We start from the raw sequence: 17,582 nt of genomic DNA on the forward strand, positions 1-17,582 counted from the left end.
CGCGTGTCGGAGATCGAAAATGAGCGTTACATCCGGAGGGCTTCCGGGGTGTGCAGGCGGAGCATGGTGGCCGCGACGTCGGCCGGGGCCCGTCTGCGGGTGGCCATCGACACGGCGACCATCACGGTGAAGGCCAACGGCACCGTCCAGGCGGCCGGCTGCGCGATGAGCGTGGCCGGCCAGCCGGACAGCGGTGGGCCGAGCACGGTGACCAGCACCGCACCGATGGCAGCGCCGCCGCCGACCACCACGCCGGCGGCGGCGCCCACGTCGGTCAGGCCGCGCCACCAGATGCCGAGCACCAGCAGCGGGCAGAAGCTCGACGCGGCGACCGCGAAGGCCAACCCGACCACCTGCGACACGTCCAGCCCGGAGACGTGCAGCGCCAGCACCGTCGGCACGGCGCCGGCGATCACCGTGGCCAGCCGGAAGCCGCGTACCGAGCCGCGACCCAGCACGTCCGTGGAGATCACCCCGGCGACGCTTGTCAGCAGCCCGGACGAGGTGGAGAGGAAGGCGGCGAACGCGCCCGCCGCGATAAGCGCGGCGAGCAGTTGCCCGATCAGCCCGTCGCCGAGGACCGCGCCGGGCAGCAGCACCACCACCGCGTCCGTCTGCCCACTGAGCAGCAGTTGCGGCGTGTAGATCCGGCCGAGCACCCCGTACAGGGTGGGCAGCAGGTAGAAGACGCCGACCAGTGCCAGCACCACAAGCGTGGTCCGGCGGGCCGCCGCGCCGTCCGGGTTGGTGTAGAAGCGCACAAGCACGTGCGGCAACCCCATGGTGCCCAGGAAGGTGGCAAGGATCAGCGAGTACGTGCCGAACAGGCCCCGGTCGTCGTCACCGGCGGCGCTGGGCAGCAGCCAGTCACCGGCCTCGGTGGCCACCCCTGACACGTCAGGCACCGGGTCACCCGCGGCGAAGGACAGCTCGTCGCCGGGGCGTACCTCCCGAATCTCACCGTCGGGAAGCGTGAGGGTCGCGCGGTGCTCGACCACGACGGTGGTCGCGGTCCGGAACGTCGGCCCGTCGGGCGGGGTCACCGCCGGGCGGCCGTCGGCCTGCCACTGCAACGCCAGGAAGATCACCGGTACGGCGAGAGCGGTCAACTTCAGCCAGTACTGGAACGCCTGGACGAAGGTGATGGCCCGCATCCCGCCCAACGCCACGTTCGCGGTGACCACGGCGGCCACCAGCAGGGCGCCGACCGGGTACGGGGAGCCGGCCACAGTGGCCAGGGTGAGACCGGCGCCCTGGAGCTGCGGCACCAGGTACAACCAACCGATGAAGATCACGAAGGCGGTGGCGAGGATGCGCAGCCGACGGGACCCCAGCCGCAGTTCGCAGAAATCCGGCAGGGTGAACGCGCCGGAGCGCCGCAGCGGCGCCGCCACGAACAGCAGCAGAGCCAGGTAGCCGGCGGCGAACCCGACCGGATACCAGAGCACGTCCACGCCGTACTTGAGGACCAGGCCGGCGACGCCTAGAAAACTAGCCGCCGACAGGTACTCCCCGCCGATGGCGGCGGCGTTCCACGTCGGGCTGATCGCCCGCGACGCCACCAGGAAGTCGGAGGTGGTCCGGGCCAGCCGCAGCCCGTAGAAGCCGATCCCGACCGTCACCAGGGTGACCGCGACGATGGCCGGGACCACGAAGTCGTTGGCCACCTCAGCGCTCCGGCCGCTGCACCAGGTCGGTGAAGTCCTGCTCGTTGCGTTCGGCCCACCGCACGTACGCCCAGCCCACGCCGATCAGGAACGGGAACGACGCCACCCCGAGCAGCAGCCACGGCAGGTTGACGCCGGCGACAGTGGTCCGGCCCAGCGACGGCGCGATGGCGAACAGCCAGGGCAGCCCGCCCAGCCCGATGGCCACCACCAGGGAGAGCCGCAGCGCCAACGCGAGCTGGGCCCGGACCAGGCCGCGGACGAGCGCCTCACCGACCTGGGTCTGCTGCGCCAGTTCGGCGCGGGTCCGTTCGGCGCGGCTGTCCTGCCTGGTGATGTCGGCCAACACGATCCGGGCCCGCCGGGGTGGCGGGACCGCACCGCCCGACCCCACGTCAGGGAGTTGCATGGCCACCCCGGCAGTCTTGCCCGCTCGGCGCGATTGTCAAGCGCCAGCGCTCACCAGCGGTTCAGACCGAGACAACCCGTCGTGCTGCCTGTCGTCCGGACCTGGTCGAGGACCGGACGGGCTCGTTCCCGGCCGAGGTTCGTCGCCCAGAAGCCGTCCCGGGGCAGCTCGAAGGCGATCTCCCTGAGCGCGCACGTCCGCATCGGCTCGGGCAACCGGTCCAGAGCCGGTACGGCGTCCGCGGAGAGCCCCGACAGGTAGCTGACGTCCAGGCGGCCGGTGTCGAGATGGCGGTCCACGTTCCGCTCGGCGATCAGCCGGTCCGGGTTGACCAGCGCCAACCCGAGCAGCGCCAGCACCGCGGTGCCGATCACCAACCGGGGTAGCCACTCGGCGCGCAGCCGCACCACGGCCACCCCGACGAGGACGAAGAGCAGCCCGAGCCACAACTCGGTGGTCGCCACGAGGAGTCGCAGCCGGGTGGCACCGTACGCGTCGGCGTAGACCTGCATCCGGTAGAGCGCCGAGGCGACGATCACCAGGCTGAGAGCGGTGAGTGTGCCGAGCAGCACCCGGACCAGCAGCCGGTCCGCCCGGCTGGCCTTCGGTGCCCGACGGGCGGCGATGGCGATCACCAGCAGCGTGAGCCCGGTGACGGCGAGCAGTTGCCAGAACCCGCCTCGGGCGTACTCGGCGTAGGTCAGCCCGGCCGTACGCAGCACGTGCCCCGACCCGCCGAACAGCACGGTCAACTGGACAAGCACGAACACGGCGAACAGGGCGTCGAGCAGCACCAGCGGGATCGTCCACTCCAGCCGGTGTGCCGGTCGGCCCGGTTCCGCCCGCAGGCCCTCCAGGTCGGGCGGGCGACTCACCAGGTACGCGGCACCGAGCAGCCCTCCGCCGATAAGCGCCAGGCGGAACACCCAACCGATCATCCCGGGCGGCGAGATGTCGGGCAGCAGGCCGGTGACCAGGTCGGCGAACACCGCGTCGGCGGAGGAGAAGAGCAGCCCGAACAGCACAAGCAGGCCAGCGGAGATCGCCAGGCTGCTGACGACACGTCCGACCTCGATCCCCGACCCCGCCGTACGGCGGCTGCGCAGCCCGCGTGCCGCCCACGGGAGCGCCCGTACCGTCGCGGCCGGCGGCAGCGTCGCGGCGAGCAGCATCCCGAGCGGACTCCGCCCGCCGGTCACCGCGAGCGTCCCGGTCACCACGGCGCCGAGCAGGCAGAGGGCGAAGAGCCAGCCGGCGGCCCGGACGGTGCCGACGCCGACCAATGCGACAGTCGCGGTGGCCCAGGCGGCCTGCGCCACCCGCCCCGGTGCCCCCGTGGCATCGGGACGGGTGGCGGCGGTCGGGCCTGGTGCCTTCGGCGCATCCGGACGGTCGGTCGCCGCCCTTCCCGGTGCCCCCTCGGCATCGGGAAGGGCGGTGGCCGCCGTGGCCGGGGACGGCGTCCCGGAACTGACGACGCCGGCGGTCACGAGGGCGGCGACGGCGGCCAGCGCGGCCGCCAGCCAGCCGAGGCCGGGACGGACCACCGTGAGCGTCGACGCGCCGACGACCGCCGCCGCCGTCAACGCCGCCAGGACCAGCGGGCGGGCGGCCCCGGGCGGCCCCGGCCAGCGCCGCTCGATCAGCGACGGTGGCCTCGGCAGAGCCGGTGCGAGCGGCCCCGGGTACGGAGGGGAGGCGGTCAACGGGGCAGCCGGACCCGGTCGGGCAGGCGGGGTGGCCTGCGGGTCGGTCGGCCCGGTGGCCGGGACGGGATTGCTGCCGGGGCTGGTCATGCGGCCTCTCTTCGGTGTGAGGAGTCACCGGGGATGGTGACCTGGATGCGGCAGCCGGGCCGGCCGCCCCGGTGCGGTCCGACGGGATCCAGGACAGCGATCCGACCGCCGTGCAACTCGACGACCCAGCGGGCGATGGCCAGGCCCAGCCCGGTTCCGCCGCCCGCCGACCGGTCGCCGCGGGTGAACCGCTCGAACACGCGGGAACGCTCGGCCGGCGGGATGCCCTGGCCCTCGTCGCTCACCTCGAAGCGGAGCTGGTCGCCGTGCTCCTCGGCGCTGACCCGCACGGTGCCGCCGGGTGGGCTGTGCCGCGCCGCGTTGTCGAGCAGGTTTGCGAAGACCTGGTGCAGCCGCCACGGGTCCGCGCGCACCGTCAGGGGCTCCGGCAGGTCACGGAGCTCGAAGCGCACGTCCAGGCCGGCGCCGGACGCGCTGGCTGTGGCGTGCTCCACCGCCTCGTCGAGGAAGTCCCCCACGTCGATGTGTACCCGTCGCAGCGGCACCACCCCGGCGTCCAGGCGGGACAGGTCGAGCAGGTCGGCGACGAGATGCCCGAGTCGTTCGGTCTGGGACAGCGCCGCCCGCAGGGCAGCGGGCTCGGGTTCGGCCACCCCGTCCACCATGTTCTCCAGGACGCCCTGCAACGCAGTGATCGGCGTCCGCAGCTCGTGCGACACGTTCGCGATCAGTTCGCGTCGGCGCTGGTCGGCGGCGTGCAGATCCTCGGCCATCTTGTTGAACGCCTGGGCCAGCTCACCGACCTCGTCCCGGGACGTCGCGCGTACCCGACGGGTGTAGTCGCCCCGAGCCATCGCCCCGGCGGCGGCCGTCATCTCCCGCAGCGGTGAGGTCATCCCGTGGGCGAGCACCTGTGAGGTGACCAGCGCGATGCAGATGACCGTGATCGACGTGCCCGGCGGGAGCCAGCCGATGCCGTACCAGAAGTAGCCGATGGCCACGGCCCACGAGGCGACCAGCAGGACGCCGAGCTTCATCTTGATCGAGCGGACCGGGTCGAGTGGGCGGGGCAGCACCCGGTCCAGCCAGTCCGCCAGTTGGTGGGTCACGCGGGCACCTCCAGGGCGTACCCGACGCCGTGGACGGTCCGGATCAGGTCGGCGCCGAGCTTGCGACGCAGCGCCTTGACGTGGCTGTCGACAGTGCGGGTGCCGGTGCCCTCGGCCCAACCCCACACGTCGGCGAGCAGCCGCTCCCGGGGCAGGACCGTGCGGGGCCGCCCGGCGAGGTGGAGCAGGAGGTCGAACTCCGTCGGGGTGAGGTGCACGTCCGCGCCGGCCCGGCGGACCCGCCGCTCGGCTTCGTTGATCTCGATGTCGCCGAGGCGGATGGCGGGTGGGGCGGGGGTCGCGGCCCGTTCCATCCGGCGCAGCAGCACGTGTACGCGGGCGGCCAGCTCGCGCATCGAGAACGGCTTGGTGAGGTAGTCGTCCGCGCCGACCGCGAGCCCGACCAGCAGATCGTTCTCGTCGTCGCGGGCGGTGAGCATCAGCACCGGCACCGGCCGGACCGCCTGGATCCGCCGGCACACCTCCAGCCCGTCGAAGCCGGGCAGCATGACGTCCAGGACGACGAGATCCGGCTGCCCGGTCCGGAACCGCTCGACCGCGCTGGGGCCGTCCGTGGCGATCTCCACCACGAAACCCTCGGCGCGGAGTCGGGCGGCTACCGACTCGGCGATGGTGCGCTCGTCCTCGACGACCAGGACCCGGCGTTCCTTCATGGGGCCTGACTGTATTGAGCCGCCGTGGAGATCGGTGGGTGACGTTGTGAACAACCTGTGGAGAACAGTTCAAGCCTGTGGATAACGCCGGTGGATACGGGCGGGTCTCCGGCCACCCGACGAAGCGGGGCCGGTGGCAACGCCACCGGCCCCGCTCCACCGCATCGTCAGCCGATCGGTACGACCAGGTCCACGGACATGCTGCCGCTGGCCGGGACGGTGAACCGCTCCAGCTTGCGGGTGCCGTCCGGCTGGGTGACCAGGTAGCGACCGTCGACCTGCTGGGCCTCGCTCAGGTACGCGTTGTAGGTGAAGAACACCCGCTGCGGTCCCTTGAGCCGGATCTCGAACCGTCCGTCGGTGATCCAGCCGTTGCCCGCGATGTCGCCGGTGTCGACGCTGCGGGCGATCGCGTACCCGCCGACGTACGGGGTGCCGTCGGGGGTACGGAACGTGCCGGTCAGCGTGACACCCTGGTCGAGTTGGGCGTCCTGGGTGGCTGCCGCACCGGCGGTGACGGTCACCGGGGTGGCGGTGAAGCGGCTCGTCGCGTCGCCGGACCATTCGCTGGCCCACGGCTGCCCGGTGAACACCAGCGGCCAGGCGTACGGGCCGAGCCTGTCGATGGTGTAGACACCGCGCTTGTCGGTGCTGGCGTCCTGCACACCGATGCCGGGGTGACCGGTAAGCACCGAGATGTCGACGCTGCTCAGCGGCTTGCCCGTCGAGTCGGTGACGGTGCCGGTGACCGTGCCGGCCGGGTCCAGCCGGACGGTCGGGCCGGTCGTCACCTGTCCCACGGTAGCGACCACGTCGACGGCCTGGCGCTCGTCGCCGGTGCCGCCCTCGGCACCCACCCACTGGCGGCCGTAGACGCCCTCCTGGGGCAGCGCGAAGAGCTTGTAGGTGCCGCCGACCAGCGGGCCGACCTGGATCCGGCCGTTGCCGTCGCTGCACTCGCCGTAGCCGTCGCGCAGTGACGCCTGCTTGGGCAGGTATGCGTCGAGGCACACGTCCCGCACCGGTGCGCCGGTCTGCTTGTCGACGATGGTGGAGGTGATGACCGCACCCGGCCGCATCTTCACGGTGAGGGAGGTGGTGCCGTTCGCCGTCACGCGTACCCCTGTCACGTCGCGGGAGAAGTGCAGCTTGTCCGGCGCGTACAGGTAGAGGTCGTGGCGGCCCTGGGGCAGGCCGGTGACGGTGACCGTGCCGCTGCCGTTGCTGCACCTCGAGTCGACGCAGAAGTTGGCGACGGGCGCACCGGTGACCGAGTCGACGGCGGTGACGGCGACCGAGCCGGTGCCGAGCAGGCTGTCCGCGATTGTCGTCTGCTGCCCGCCCCGTACCTGGACGATGTTGGCCTCTTCGGCGGTCAGCTTGCCCCGGTAGTACTGCTGCCGCTCGCCGACGACCACCCCGACCTTGTACGAGCCCTGGAGCACCTGGACGTCGAACTCGCCGTTCGCGTTGGTCTGCGTCCACGTCCCGCCGTACATGTTGGCGGTGCTGATGTCGACCGAGGCGTTGGCCAGCGGCGCTCCGGTCGCGGTGGTGAACCGCCCGGAGAGGCCGCCCACCGGCAGCACCGTCTCGTTGACCTCGACCGCCGAGTCCGCCGCGACCTGGAAGATGGTGGCGCTCTCCTCGTCGAGGCCGCCAGGCACGTACTGGGTCTGGTAGGAGCCCTCGATCGGGTTGAAGTTCACCCGGTAGCGGCCGGGCAGCGCGCTGATGGTGAACCGGCCGTCCTCGTCGGTGAGACCACCCGCCCAGTTGTACGTGTCGACCTCGTTCGCGTTGATGAGCAGGTCCCGCACCGGCTGCCCGGCGTTGTCGACGATCCGGCCGCTGAGGGTGCCGGTGCCGAAGAGTTGCTCGTCGACTGTGGTGGTGCCACCGGCGGCGACGGTCACCGGGTCGGCGTCCCACATCATCGCCTTGCGGTGGTGGTACTGCTCGGGCTGCGTCCAGGGGAAGTAGCCCACCGTGTACGAGCCGGCGGGCAGCCCGGAGACCGTGTAGTTGCCGTCGGCGTCGGTGTTGGTCTGACCGACGCTCTCGTACCCGTCGGCCGGGTAGACCTGTACGAGAACCTCGGCGGCGGCGGTGCCGGCGTTGGTGGTCAGTCGTCCGCTGACCGCGCCCGTGTCGGCGGCCTGGGCCGGGGTGGCGCCGGGCAGCACGAGTGCCGCCACGACGCCACCGGCCAGCAGGGCGCGGCGGGCTGGGGATAGCTGCATCGATGTCCCAATGTGAGGGTGGTGGGGCGGCCTGAGCAGGCTCCGCCCGCACCGACCCTGCGCCCCGTACGGGACCGGCACACGGAGGATAGGTCACCGGCGATGCGTGTGGAACCGGCGGCCATCCGCTGTGGACTGACGATCAGTCCAGGCCGACGCGTTCCGGCCGGGCCGACGCGGAGCCCAGCCAGGTGTGCGGGTTGCCGTACCAGCACCAGCCGAGCTTCGGTGCGCCCTGACTGATCCAGAGTGCCGGCACCCGCTTGTCGCCGCACCGGGAGCCGACCAGCGAGAAGCACCTGTTGCTGGCAAGCGCGGCCGGGTGCAGCGTGATGAAGGCGATCCCCTCGTCGATGCTGAGTGGCAACCGGTCCTGGGCGGTCATGCCCTCCATGGCCGTGGCCGGCGGCAGGTTGCGGAACTCCTCGCCCCGGTCGACGTCGAACAGCAGGTACGCCGGCCCGGCCGGCACCTCCAGCTCCTTGATCGGGTCGAAGCGCGGCAGGTCGTCCGCCGGGTAGTTCCGGTCGAGGACGCCCGGCTTGCGCTTGCCGGCAAGCGTGGTCAGCCCCAGGCGTTCCTGCACCCCGGCCAGGTCACGGGTGATCACCAGCAGGAACGGCACCCGCGCGTCGGTGGGGGCGGGCAGGCCGGCGGCACCCTGGACCGCCCTGGCGCGCAGCGGCGTGACCAGGTCGCGGAAGGCGGTCTCGGTCAGCCCGGCGAGGGCCGGGTAGCCCAACCGCACCAGCTCGTCCAGCTGGCGGTCGAACTCGGTCGCGGCGTCGAAGGGGATTTCGGACACGGTGGCCTCCCGGTTGTCGTACGGACTAGCGTACAACGTACGACAGTGGTCGTCTCATTCCCGGCTCAACGGTTCCAGTCCTGTTTCGCGGCCCTGACCAGCTTGTCCTTCAGCTCCCGGGTGTGCCGGCGACTCACCGGCAGCTCGGTCGAGTCGATCACCACCACGTATCCGGAGTTCACCAGCCGCAACTCCGCGATCAACTTCAACTGCACCAGGTACGACCTGTGCACCCGGACGAAACCGGCGTCGGCCCACCGCTCCGCGAGCGTCGCCAGGGACACCCGCACCAGGTGCGAGCCCTCGGCGGTGTGCAGGCGCGCGTAGTCGCCCTGCGCCTCCACCCACCGCACCGCCGAACGGGGCAGCATCCGGGTGGTGCCTGCCAACTCGATGGGGATTGTCGGGTCCTCCTCGGCCCGGCCCAGCGCCGCCGGATGCGACGGCACCACCCGGGAGCCGATCACCCGGCGCAGCGACTCGGCCAGCCGGTCCGCGCGGACCGGCTTGCGGACGTAGTCCGTGGCGCCCAGGTCGAAGGCGTCCACCGCACCGTCGTCGTACGCGGTGACGAACACGATCGCCGGTGGTCGCGCGAAGCGGCGCAGCACCCGGGCCAGTTCCATGCCGTCCAGGCCGGGCATCCGGATGTCCAGGAAGACCACGTCCACGTCGCCGTCGCGCAGCAGCCGCAGCGCCTCGGTGGCGTCCCCGGCCGTGTGCAGCCGGGCCACCCGGGGGTCGGCACGCAGGTGGTACGCCAACTCGTCGAGCGCTGGCGGCTCGTCGTCCACCGCCAGCACCCGGAGGAACCCCGTGGTCACGAGCCCGCCCGCACACCGGGGTGGAACTTCGGCACCCGCATGCTCACCCTCGTACCCGACCCCAGTCCCGTCTCGACGACCAGGCCGAACCGGTCACCGAAGACCGATCGCAGCCGCTCGTCGACGTTCGAGAGGCCGACGTGCTGGCCCGTGTCGTCGCCCGGGTCACCGGCGCCGCGCGCCAGCTCGGCGATGCCGGCGGTCAACGTGGTCGGGTCCATTCCCACTCCGTCGTCCTCCACGGTGATGTGGCATTCGGCGCCCGCGTCCCGGGCCTCGATGCTCACCATGCCCGTGCCCGGCTTGCGGGACAACCCGTGCCGGACGGCGTTCTCCACGAGCGGCTGGAGGCAGAGGAACGGCAGCGTCACCGGCAGCACCTCCGGGGCGATCTGCAACCGCACCTGCAACCGGTCACCGAACCGCGCGCGCTCGATCGTCAGGTACCTGTCGATCGACCGCAGCTCCTCGGCGAGTGTGGTGAACTCCCCGTGCGCCCGGAACGAGTACCGCGTGAACTCCGCGAACTCCAGGATCAACTCCCGGGCCCGCTCCGGGTCGGTGCGGACGAACGAGCCGATCGCGGTAAGCGCGTTGTAGATGAAGTGCGGGCTGATCTGCGCCCGCAACGCCCGGATCTCCGCCCGGGCCAGCCGCTCCCGCGACGAGTCCAGCTCGGCAAGGGCGAGCTGGTTACCGGCCCAGTGCGCCGTCTCCAGGGTGGCCTGCACCAGCCCCGGCGCCGGAGCGCTGTCGGCGATCGCCACAAGCGCCCCGACCACCCGGCCGTCCGCGCCCTGCAACGGCGCCACCACGGCCCCCCGGATCGGACAGTCGACCCGGTCGCAGCGCAACTCGTGCTCACCGAGCACCGTCGAACGCCCCGACGCCACCGTCCGCCCGGCCGCCGCGAGCAGTTGCTCCCCGTGGTGGGTGCCGCGCCCGTCGAGGGCGAGCAGCCGGTCGGCGTCGGTGAGCGCCAGCCCGACCGCGCCCACCAGGGCCCGCAGATGGCGTACGGCCTTCGCCGCGCCCGCCTCGCTCAACCCGGCGCGCAGCGGCTCGGCGGCCAGGCCGGCGGTGTGCAGCACCTCGTAGGTGGCCCGCTGGGTGGCGGTGGCGATGCCCCGGCGGGCACGCAACCGCAGCACCGCCCACAGAGCCGCGGCCAACGCGGTGACAAGTGAGACGACGCCTACCACTGCCGAAAGGTTGCCACCCACGCAGCGATCCTCGCCGGTGCGGGCCTTCGCGCCAACCCCTAGTACGCGCCCTTGCGGGCGAGCACCACCCCGACGGTGCGCCACAGGATGCTCAGGTCGTACGCGAGCGACCAGTTGTCGACGTAGTAGAGGTCCAGTCGCACCGACTCGTCCCAGGACAGGTCGGAGCGGCCGGAGACCTGCCAGAGGCCGGTCATGCCGGGGCGGACCAGCAGCCGGCGGCGTACGTCGCCGAGGAAGTCACCGTCGTCGGCAGGCAGCGGGCGCGGCCCGACCAGCGACATCTCGCCCCACAGCACGTTGATCAACTGGGGCAGCTCGTCCAGCGACGAGGCCCGCAGGAAGCGGCCGACCGGGAAGACCCGCGGGTCCTGCTTCATCTTGAACAGCATGCCGTCGGTCTCGTTCCGGTCGACCAGGCTGGCCAGCCGGTCCTCGGCGTCGACGTACATGGTCCGGAACTTCCACACCCGGAACGTGCGCCCCTCGTGCCCCACCCGGGGCTGCCGGAAGAAGACCGGCCCGGGGTCGGAGATCCGGATCGCCAGGCCGATGGCCAGGAAGAGCGGGATCAGCACCAGCAGGCCCAGACCCGCCGCGACCCGGTCCATCAGGTTCTTGGCCAGCAACGCCGGCCCGGAGAGCGTCGGCTCCTCCACGTGCAGCAGCGGCAGACCCTCGATCGGCCGGATGTGCACCCGGGGGCCGGCGATGTCGGTGAGCTGCGGTGCGACCACCAGGTCGACGCCGGAACCCTCCAACTGCCACGCCAGCCGGCGCAGCTCACCCGGCTCCGCGCTTGCCGAGCCGCAGACCGCGATGGTGTCCCCGCCGACCTCACGGACCAGGGCCAGGACGTCACGGCCGGCGTACACCGGCACCGGCGTCGGCATGCCCCGCGCCGCCGCGTACCCGTCGGTGATGTGGATGGCGACAGGCACCAGCCCGGCGGCCGGGCTGCGGGTGACCGCCGCGTAGACCTCCAGGCACTCCGGCAGGGTGCCGACCAGCACCATCCGGTGCGCGGCCTGGCCGGCCCGGCGGCGGATGTAGTGCAGCGCCCAGCGGGCCACGAACCGGCCCCACAGGATCAGCACCGTGGCGCCGACCAGCGCCGTGCCGACCGTGTACCGGGAAAGCTGGGTCTTCGTCGCGAAGGCGAGGAAGGAGACGCTCGCCGCGACCGTCACCGACGCCCGGATCACCCGCTTGAACTCGTCCGGGCCGAGCCCCAGGTAGCGCCTGTCGTACGCCCGGTTGCTCCAGAGGATGACCACCCAGCCCAGCGGGAGCAGCAGGTAGGAGATCGTGTGGAACCACGTCGGGTCCTGGTTGGTGCCGGAGAAGCCGGAGGCGGCCTGGTCGAAGAGCTGGATCGCGATCCAGCTGGCGAACGCCGCCGCGCCGAAGTCGAGCACGAGCAGGATGGCGATGTAGGGGCGGTGCCAGCGGGAAACGCGGCGACGCGCCCTGGCCCACGCCGACCGGGGGACGCCGTTGTGCGTCGGCGGCGTCGGCGGCTGGATCTCGAAGCTGTCGACGTGCCGCACGAGTCTGCTCCGGCCTTCGTTGGATACCGGGCGCTGGAGGCTTGCCGTCACCTCACCCATGTCCTCCCGCATGACACGTGCCGCTCACTCGCAGTGAGGGCCCGGGTCGCCCACCGTCCCAGTCTCCCACGCGGGCTCCGACCGGTCGCCGCCCCGAAGGAGATTGGCGACTGATGGTGCCGGCGGGATCTGGCCGGCTCCGCACCATTTCAGAAGCCGGGGACCGGGCCACTATACCGATGGATACGCCTGTGGCGAGAACGGTGGACCGGAGCTTCGGCTCAGTCGGGTCGATTCCGCTCTGTAGTCGGCGCGTGGTGTCACTCACCGTACGATTCGGGACAACCGTCGGTCAGCGAGCGGCTTGCCGCCGGTCTGACACGTCGGGCAGTACTGGAGGCTGGAGTCGGCGAACGACACCTCCCGCACCGTGTCCCCGCACACCGGGCAGGGCAGCCCGGTACGGGCGTGCACCTTCAGCCCCGAGCGCTTCTCACCCTTCAGCTCCGCCGCCCGCTGACCGACGGACCGCTCCACGGCATCGCCGAGGATCTGCCGGGTCGCCGCGTGCAGGGCCGCGAGCTGCCCGTCGGTGAGCCGGTCGGTGATCGCGAACGGGGACAGCTTCGCGGCGTGCAGGATCTCGTCCGAGTACGCGTTGCCCACCCCGGACAGCACCGACTGGTCGGTCAACACCCCCTTGACCTGCCCCCGCCGGCTGCGCAGCCGCTCCGCGAACGTCGGCAGGTCCGCGGCGAACGCGTCAGGCCCCAGCTTGGCCACCCCGGGCACCGCCGCCACGTCGCTGACCAGGTACGCGGCCAACTTCTTCTGCGTACCGGCCTCGGTCAGGTCGAAGCCGGACCCGTCGTCGAGACGTACGCGCAGCGCGATCGGCCCCTTACCGGGACGAAGTGGGGTGCCGGCCGGGAAGGCCTCTCGATAGTGCAGCCAGCCGGCACGAGCCAGGTGGACCACCAGGTGCAGATCCCCCTCGAACACCACGTCCAGGAACTTGCCGTGTCGGCGGGCGTCGACCACCGCCCGACCCGTGACCTCGGTCGGTGCCGGGTCGTACGTCTTCAGGGCGCTGATCGCGGCGACCTCCAACCGGTCGACACGCCGGCCCACCGCGCGCTGCCGCAGGTAACCCGCGAGCGCCTCAACCTCCGGTAGTTCGGGCACGACACAACGGTAGCCTTCTTTCCCGTGAGCGTGAGGAATGAGCTTGCGAGTCCCGCAATCGCGAACGAGAGGCAAGCTGCGTGAGAATCGTGGTGGCGCACAACCGGTACCGGGAAGCCCAGCCCTCCGGCGAGAACACGATCGTCGACTCGGAGATCGCTCAGCTCACCGCTGCCGGTGTCGAGGTGCTGCCGTTCATCCGCAGCTCGGACGAGATCCCGTCGATGTCGAAGGCGGCCAAGGCGCTGCTGCCGATCTCCCCGATCTGGGCACCCCGCGCCCAGCACGACCTGAGCCGGCTCCTCACCGAGCACCGACCGGACGCCCTGCACCTGCACAACCCGTACCCCCTGCTGTCGCCCTGGGTGGTGCGGACCGCGCACCGGCACGGCGTGCCGGTGGTGCAGACGGTGCACAACTACCGGCAGGTCTGCTCCTCCGGGATCTACTTCCGCGACGGCGTGATCTGCCAGGACTGCAAGGGCCGGGCGCTGGGCGTACCGGCGATCAAGCACCGCTGCTACCGCGACTCGGCCGCGCAGAGCGCGCTGATGGCGACCACCCTGGCCGTACACCGGGGAACCTGGCGGTCGGTGGACCGGTACGTCGCGCTCACCACCGCGATCGCCGACCATCTCCGCGAGTACGGCATTCCGGACGACCGGATCGTCGTGAAGCCGAACGCCGTACCCGACCCCGGCCGGCCCGCGCCGCTCGGCGACGGCTTCCTGTACATGGCCCGGCTCTCCCCGGAGAAGGGCGCCGACCTGCTGCTGGACGCCTGGCGCCGGCACCCGGTGGGCACACTGGGCACCCTGCGGATCGCCGGCGACGGGGAGCTGCGCCCGCTGGTGGAGGCCGCAGCCGCCGAGCGGCCCGACGTGGTCTACCTCGGCCAGCTCGACCGGGCCGGCGTACGCGCCGCCGTCGAAGCCAGCGCCGTCGTCATCGCCGCCTCCATGTGGCACGACGTACTGCCAACCGTGATCATCGAGGCGCTGGCCAGCGGCCGGCCGGTCCTCGGCACCGCGCTGGGCGGCATCCCGTACCTCGTCGGAGCGGACGCCCCACACGAACCCGCCGGCACCGGCCCCGCCGAGACCGCCTCGGCCGTCGCCGGGCGTGACGGGCCGGCCATGCCCGCAGGCATCGGCTCCGGTGAAGCCGGTTGGGTGGTCGCCCCCGAACCTGCCGCGCTGGCCGCCGCCCTGCCGGTGGCCCGGGCCGGCGCGTCCGGGCTGAGCCTGGCCGCCCGCGCCCGCTACGAGCGGACCTTCCACCCCGACGTGGTCACCAAGCAGCTCATCGACATCTACGCCGGCATGGCCCGCACACCCAACCCCGCCTGACCCTCCGCCGCGCGGCGCCGTTCCCCTGGGCGTGGCCGTTCCGCCCTGCGGGGTCGCGTCGCGAAGATCGCGCTAGATCCAGGAAGTAGTGGCCTCGGGGCGGCGGGATGGCCCTCTTTCCTGGATCGAGCGCGATCTTGATCGCGCGGCGTCCCTTTGCCGCCCGCCGGAGCGCCCAGCCCGGGCGTCGGTCGACAAGATCCGCACAACATCAGGGATGTTGTCGCCTCCGGCACCTCGGAGGCAGCAACTTCGGAGAAGTTGTGCGGATCTTGCGCGCCGTGGGGCGGCGGTCAGCGCAGGGAGGCGCGGGCGGAGAAGGCGATGCTGGCGAGCAGGAAGCCGCCGTTGACGATCGTGAACGCGACAAGCACCCAGAGGACCAGCGCGGGGGCCACCGCGAGCACCACCGCGGCAACGAAGATCACGGCGCCGTAGTCGCGGACCAGCTTCACGAGGCGTACCGGCAGCGACGTCGAGGTGACCATGCTGGCGGCGTTGGGGCCGGACTGCATCACGGAGGTGACCAGGTTGACCATCCAGGTGCCGGCGAAGGTCGCCACCAGCCAGGTCGGGGTCGACGGCTCCTGCGCCACGGCGGTGGCGGCGAGCGCGGCCACGAGGGCGATCTGCGCGGCCACGTCGCAGAGGATGTCGATCCGCGCGCCTGCCGCGCTGCCCTGGCCGGTCACCCGGGCGAGCTGCCCGTCGGCGCAGTCCAGGGAGTACGCGATCTGCCAGCCGAGCAGGGCGAGCAGGCCCACCACCCAGGCCGGTACGTCGCCAGCGGCGACCGGCCCGGCGAGCGCCACGACGCTGACCGAGGTGGCCAGGCCGAGCACGAGGTTGGTGATGGTCAGCGCGGTGGGCGGCAGCCCGAGTCGCTGGGCGACGAGCGCGAAGACGGCGCCGAGCCACTGGCTGATGGACTCGCTGAACAGGCCTCCGCCCCGGTTCACCCGGTGGAAGTCGGCGACGGTGGGACGGGGGTCAGCCAAGCTGGTCGCGGATTGCACCGGCGTAGTCTGCCAGCCGCTCCCGCGTCTCGGTAGGCGACAGGTCGAGGTGTTCGAGGATGGTGTACCGGTCCGGTCGGGTACGCGGCGCGAACTGCACAGCCTCCACGAACTGGTCGTCGGTGAGCCCCACCTCGGCGGGGAGCCGGGGCAGTCCGTGTCGGGCGAGACAGGCCGACATCTCCCCGAAGCGGCGCGGGTCTCCGCGCAGCCAGGTGCAGAACAGCGCGCCCAGTCCGGCCAACTCGCCGTGTGAGGCGGTGCCGGGGAAGAGCGAGTCGACGGCGTGCATGATCTCGTGGCAGCCGCCGCTGGACGGTCGGCTGGTGCCGCAGACCGCCATGGCCAGGCCGCTGGAGATCAGCGCCTCGGCGAGCACCGTGACGAACGCGTCGTCGGTCATGTCGCCGGGGTGGTTGAGCACCGCTTCGGCGCCGGCCCGGGCCAGCGACGCGGCCAGCCCGTCGATCGGCTCGCCGCGTACCTGCCGGGACAGTTCCCAGTCGGCGAGCGCGCTGATGTTGCTGATCACGTCGCCGATGCCGGCCCGGTTGTGCCGGTCCGGGCCGCTCTCCACGAAGTCCAGGTCGACGATCACCGCGATGGGGATGTGCACCCCGTAGGAGCCCTTGATCCCGTCGGTGATGAGGCTGGCCACCGGTGAGCCGATCCCGTCGTTGGCGAGGCTGGTGGCCACCGACACCATGGGGAGCCCTCGGCGGGTCGCCGCGTACTTGGCCACGTCGATGGTCTTGCCGCCGCCGATTCCGACCACCGCGTCGTACGAGCGGGCGCGGAGTTTGCCGCCCAGGTCGTCGGCGGCGTCCAGGGTCGCCCCGGCGACTGTGAAGACGTCGGCCGAGCGCAGGGACGGTCGGATCAGCTCGGCGATCTGGGCGCCCTGACCGGGGCCGACCACCACCGCGACGTCACCGCCGGCGGAGATCCGCCCGTCGGCCAGGATCGCGGCCAGGTCGGCGACCGCCCCCCGCCGTACGTCGATGTGCAGCGGGGTGAGGATGCTCCGCGCTAGTAGCGGCACGCGATCTCCCGGGCGCGGGCCAGGTCGGCGTGGTTGTCGACCTCCACCCAGGGGACGTCGCCGATCGGAGCTGCCCGCACCTCGCCACCCCGGTCGGCGAACTCCTGGTAGCCGTCCTCGTAGTAGAGGTTGGGGTCCCGCCGCCAGGTCGCCTCCAGGGCGTCGGCGAGCGCGTCGGCGACCTGCGGCTCGATGAGCGTGGCGCCGATGTACTCCCCGTACGCCTCGCCCGGGTCCATGATCTTGGTGATGCGGGTGAGCTGGCCGGCGGCGTCGAAGGTGGTCTTCATCTCCTCCTCGGCGAGCGGCTTGAGGGTGTCCACCGCGAGCAGGATGCCCGGGCCGCGTTCGGCGAGCAGGGTCTTCTCCACGCTCACCGGGTGCACGGTGTCCCCGTTGACCAGCAGCACGCCGCGGGCGAAGTACTCGCGGGCCAGCCAGAGGGAGTAGGCGTTGTTCCACTCCTCGGCCTTGTCGTTGTGCACCAGGGTGAGCGTGACCCCGTACTTCTTCTCCAGGTCGGCCTGCCGCTCGCGGACGGCGTCCGCCGCGTAGCCGACGACGATCACGACGTCGGTGAGCCCGACCTCGGCGAGGTTGCCAAGCGCGATGTCCAGGATCGTGGTGTCCCCGTCGACAGGCACCAGCGCCTTGGGCAGGGTGTCGGTGTACGGGCGCAGCCGGCGCCCCGCCCCGGCCGCAAGGACCATTCCGATCATCGCGACATCC

Annotated in this window: 15 protein-coding genes; 1 reads left to right on the forward strand and 14 read right to left on the reverse strand. The window is 72.1% G+C overall.

The features are described from left to right. Positions 1–26: 26 nt before the first annotated feature. The 11 genes from AB0N27_RS18260 to AB0N27_RS18310 all read right to left on the reverse strand — a co-directional run bounded on the left by AB0N27_RS18260 (position 27) and on the right by AB0N27_RS18310 (position 13,446). Positions 27–1,667, reverse strand: coding sequence for a cation acetate symporter (locus tag AB0N27_RS18260; protein WP_364370406.1), 1,641 nt, complete (start codon positions 1,665–1,667; stop codon positions 27–29). Position 1,668: 1 nt separating this feature from the next. Next, the gene (locus AB0N27_RS18265; protein ID WP_364370838.1) at positions 1,669–2,076 is read right to left on the reverse strand and encodes a hypothetical protein; all 408 of its coding nucleotides are present in this window, start codon (positions 2,074–2,076) and stop codon (positions 1,669–1,671) included. A 50-nt stretch (positions 2,077–2,126) separates the two neighbouring features. Next, a complete protein-coding gene (locus AB0N27_RS18270; RefSeq protein WP_364370409.1) occupies positions 2,127–3,872 on the reverse strand; it encodes a DUF4153 domain-containing protein in 1,746 nt (581 codons plus the stop codon). After that, positions 3,869–4,942, reverse strand: coding sequence for a HAMP domain-containing sensor histidine kinase (locus AB0N27_RS18275; protein ID WP_364370412.1), 1,074 nt, complete (start codon positions 4,940–4,942; stop codon positions 3,869–3,871). The genes AB0N27_RS18270 and AB0N27_RS18275 overlap by 4 nt, the downstream gene beginning before the upstream one ends. Further along, positions 4,939–5,616, reverse strand: a complete 678-nt coding sequence (locus tag AB0N27_RS18280; protein WP_364370415.1) for a response regulator transcription factor — start codon at positions 5,614–5,616, stop codon at positions 4,939–4,941. Before AB0N27_RS18280 ends, AB0N27_RS18275 begins: the two co-directional genes overlap by 4 nt. 167 nt (positions 5,617–5,783) lie before the next feature. Beyond that, the gene (locus tag AB0N27_RS18285; RefSeq protein ID WP_364370419.1) at positions 5,784–7,859 is read right to left on the reverse strand and encodes a carboxypeptidase regulatory-like domain-containing protein; all 2,076 of its coding nucleotides are present in this window, start codon (positions 7,857–7,859) and stop codon (positions 5,784–5,786) included. A gap of 142 nt (positions 7,860–8,001) precedes the next feature. Continuing rightward, the gene (locus AB0N27_RS18290; protein WP_364370421.1) at positions 8,002–8,664 is read right to left on the reverse strand and encodes a DUF5701 family protein; all 663 of its coding nucleotides are present in this window, start codon (positions 8,662–8,664) and stop codon (positions 8,002–8,004) included. 65 nt (positions 8,665–8,729) lie between these two features. After that, a complete protein-coding gene (locus tag AB0N27_RS18295; protein WP_364370424.1) occupies positions 8,730–9,488 on the reverse strand; it encodes a LytTR family DNA-binding domain-containing protein in 759 nt (252 codons plus the stop codon). Further along, positions 9,485–10,711, reverse strand: a complete 1,227-nt coding sequence (locus AB0N27_RS18300; protein ID WP_364370427.1) for a histidine kinase — start codon at positions 10,709–10,711, stop codon at positions 9,485–9,487. Before AB0N27_RS18300 ends, AB0N27_RS18295 begins: the two co-directional genes overlap by 4 nt. A 38-nt stretch (positions 10,712–10,749) precedes the next feature. Further along, positions 10,750–12,321 (reverse strand): sugar transferase, encoded by a 1,572-nt coding sequence (locus AB0N27_RS18305; RefSeq protein ID WP_364370841.1) that lies wholly within the window; start codon positions 12,319–12,321, stop codon positions 10,750–10,752. A gap of 264 nt (positions 12,322–12,585) precedes the next feature. Then, positions 12,586–13,446: a DNA-formamidopyrimidine glycosylase family protein gene (locus AB0N27_RS18310; protein WP_364370430.1), complete on the reverse strand. Its 861-nt coding sequence runs from the start codon at positions 13,444–13,446 to the stop codon at positions 12,586–12,588. Between the two features lie 80 nt (positions 13,447–13,526). Between AB0N27_RS18310 and AB0N27_RS18315 the strand changes: the two genes are divergently transcribed. Next, on the forward strand, positions 13,527–14,795 hold the full coding sequence (locus AB0N27_RS18315; protein WP_364370433.1) for a glycosyltransferase: 1,269 nt from the start codon (positions 13,527–13,529) through the stop codon (positions 14,793–14,795). A gap of 293 nt (positions 14,796–15,088) precedes the next feature. Here AB0N27_RS18315 and AB0N27_RS18320 read toward each other — a convergent pair whose 3' ends face one another. The 3 genes from AB0N27_RS18320 to AB0N27_RS18330 are packed head-to-tail and all read right to left on the reverse strand — an operon-like array spanning position 15,089 to position 17,572. Then, positions 15,089–15,811 (reverse strand): CDP-alcohol phosphatidyltransferase family protein, encoded by a 723-nt coding sequence (locus AB0N27_RS18320; protein WP_364370435.1) that lies wholly within the window; start codon positions 15,809–15,811, stop codon positions 15,089–15,091. Next, a complete protein-coding gene (locus AB0N27_RS18325) occupies positions 15,786–16,853 on the reverse strand; it encodes an iron-containing alcohol dehydrogenase family protein (protein ID WP_364370437.1) in 1,068 nt (355 codons plus the stop codon). The genes AB0N27_RS18320 and AB0N27_RS18325 overlap by 26 nt, the downstream gene beginning before the upstream one ends. Next, positions 16,841–17,572 (reverse strand): phosphocholine cytidylyltransferase family protein, encoded by a 732-nt coding sequence (locus tag AB0N27_RS18330; RefSeq protein WP_364370439.1) that lies wholly within the window; start codon positions 17,570–17,572, stop codon positions 16,841–16,843. Before AB0N27_RS18330 ends, AB0N27_RS18325 begins: the two co-directional genes overlap by 13 nt. Between the last annotated feature and the right edge of the window lie 10 nt (positions 17,573–17,582).

It is taken from the genome of Micromonospora sp. NPDC093244, assembly GCF_040683695.1.
In the GTDB taxonomy this organism is placed as follows: Bacteria; Actinomycetota; Actinomycetes; order Mycobacteriales; family Micromonosporaceae; genus Micromonospora.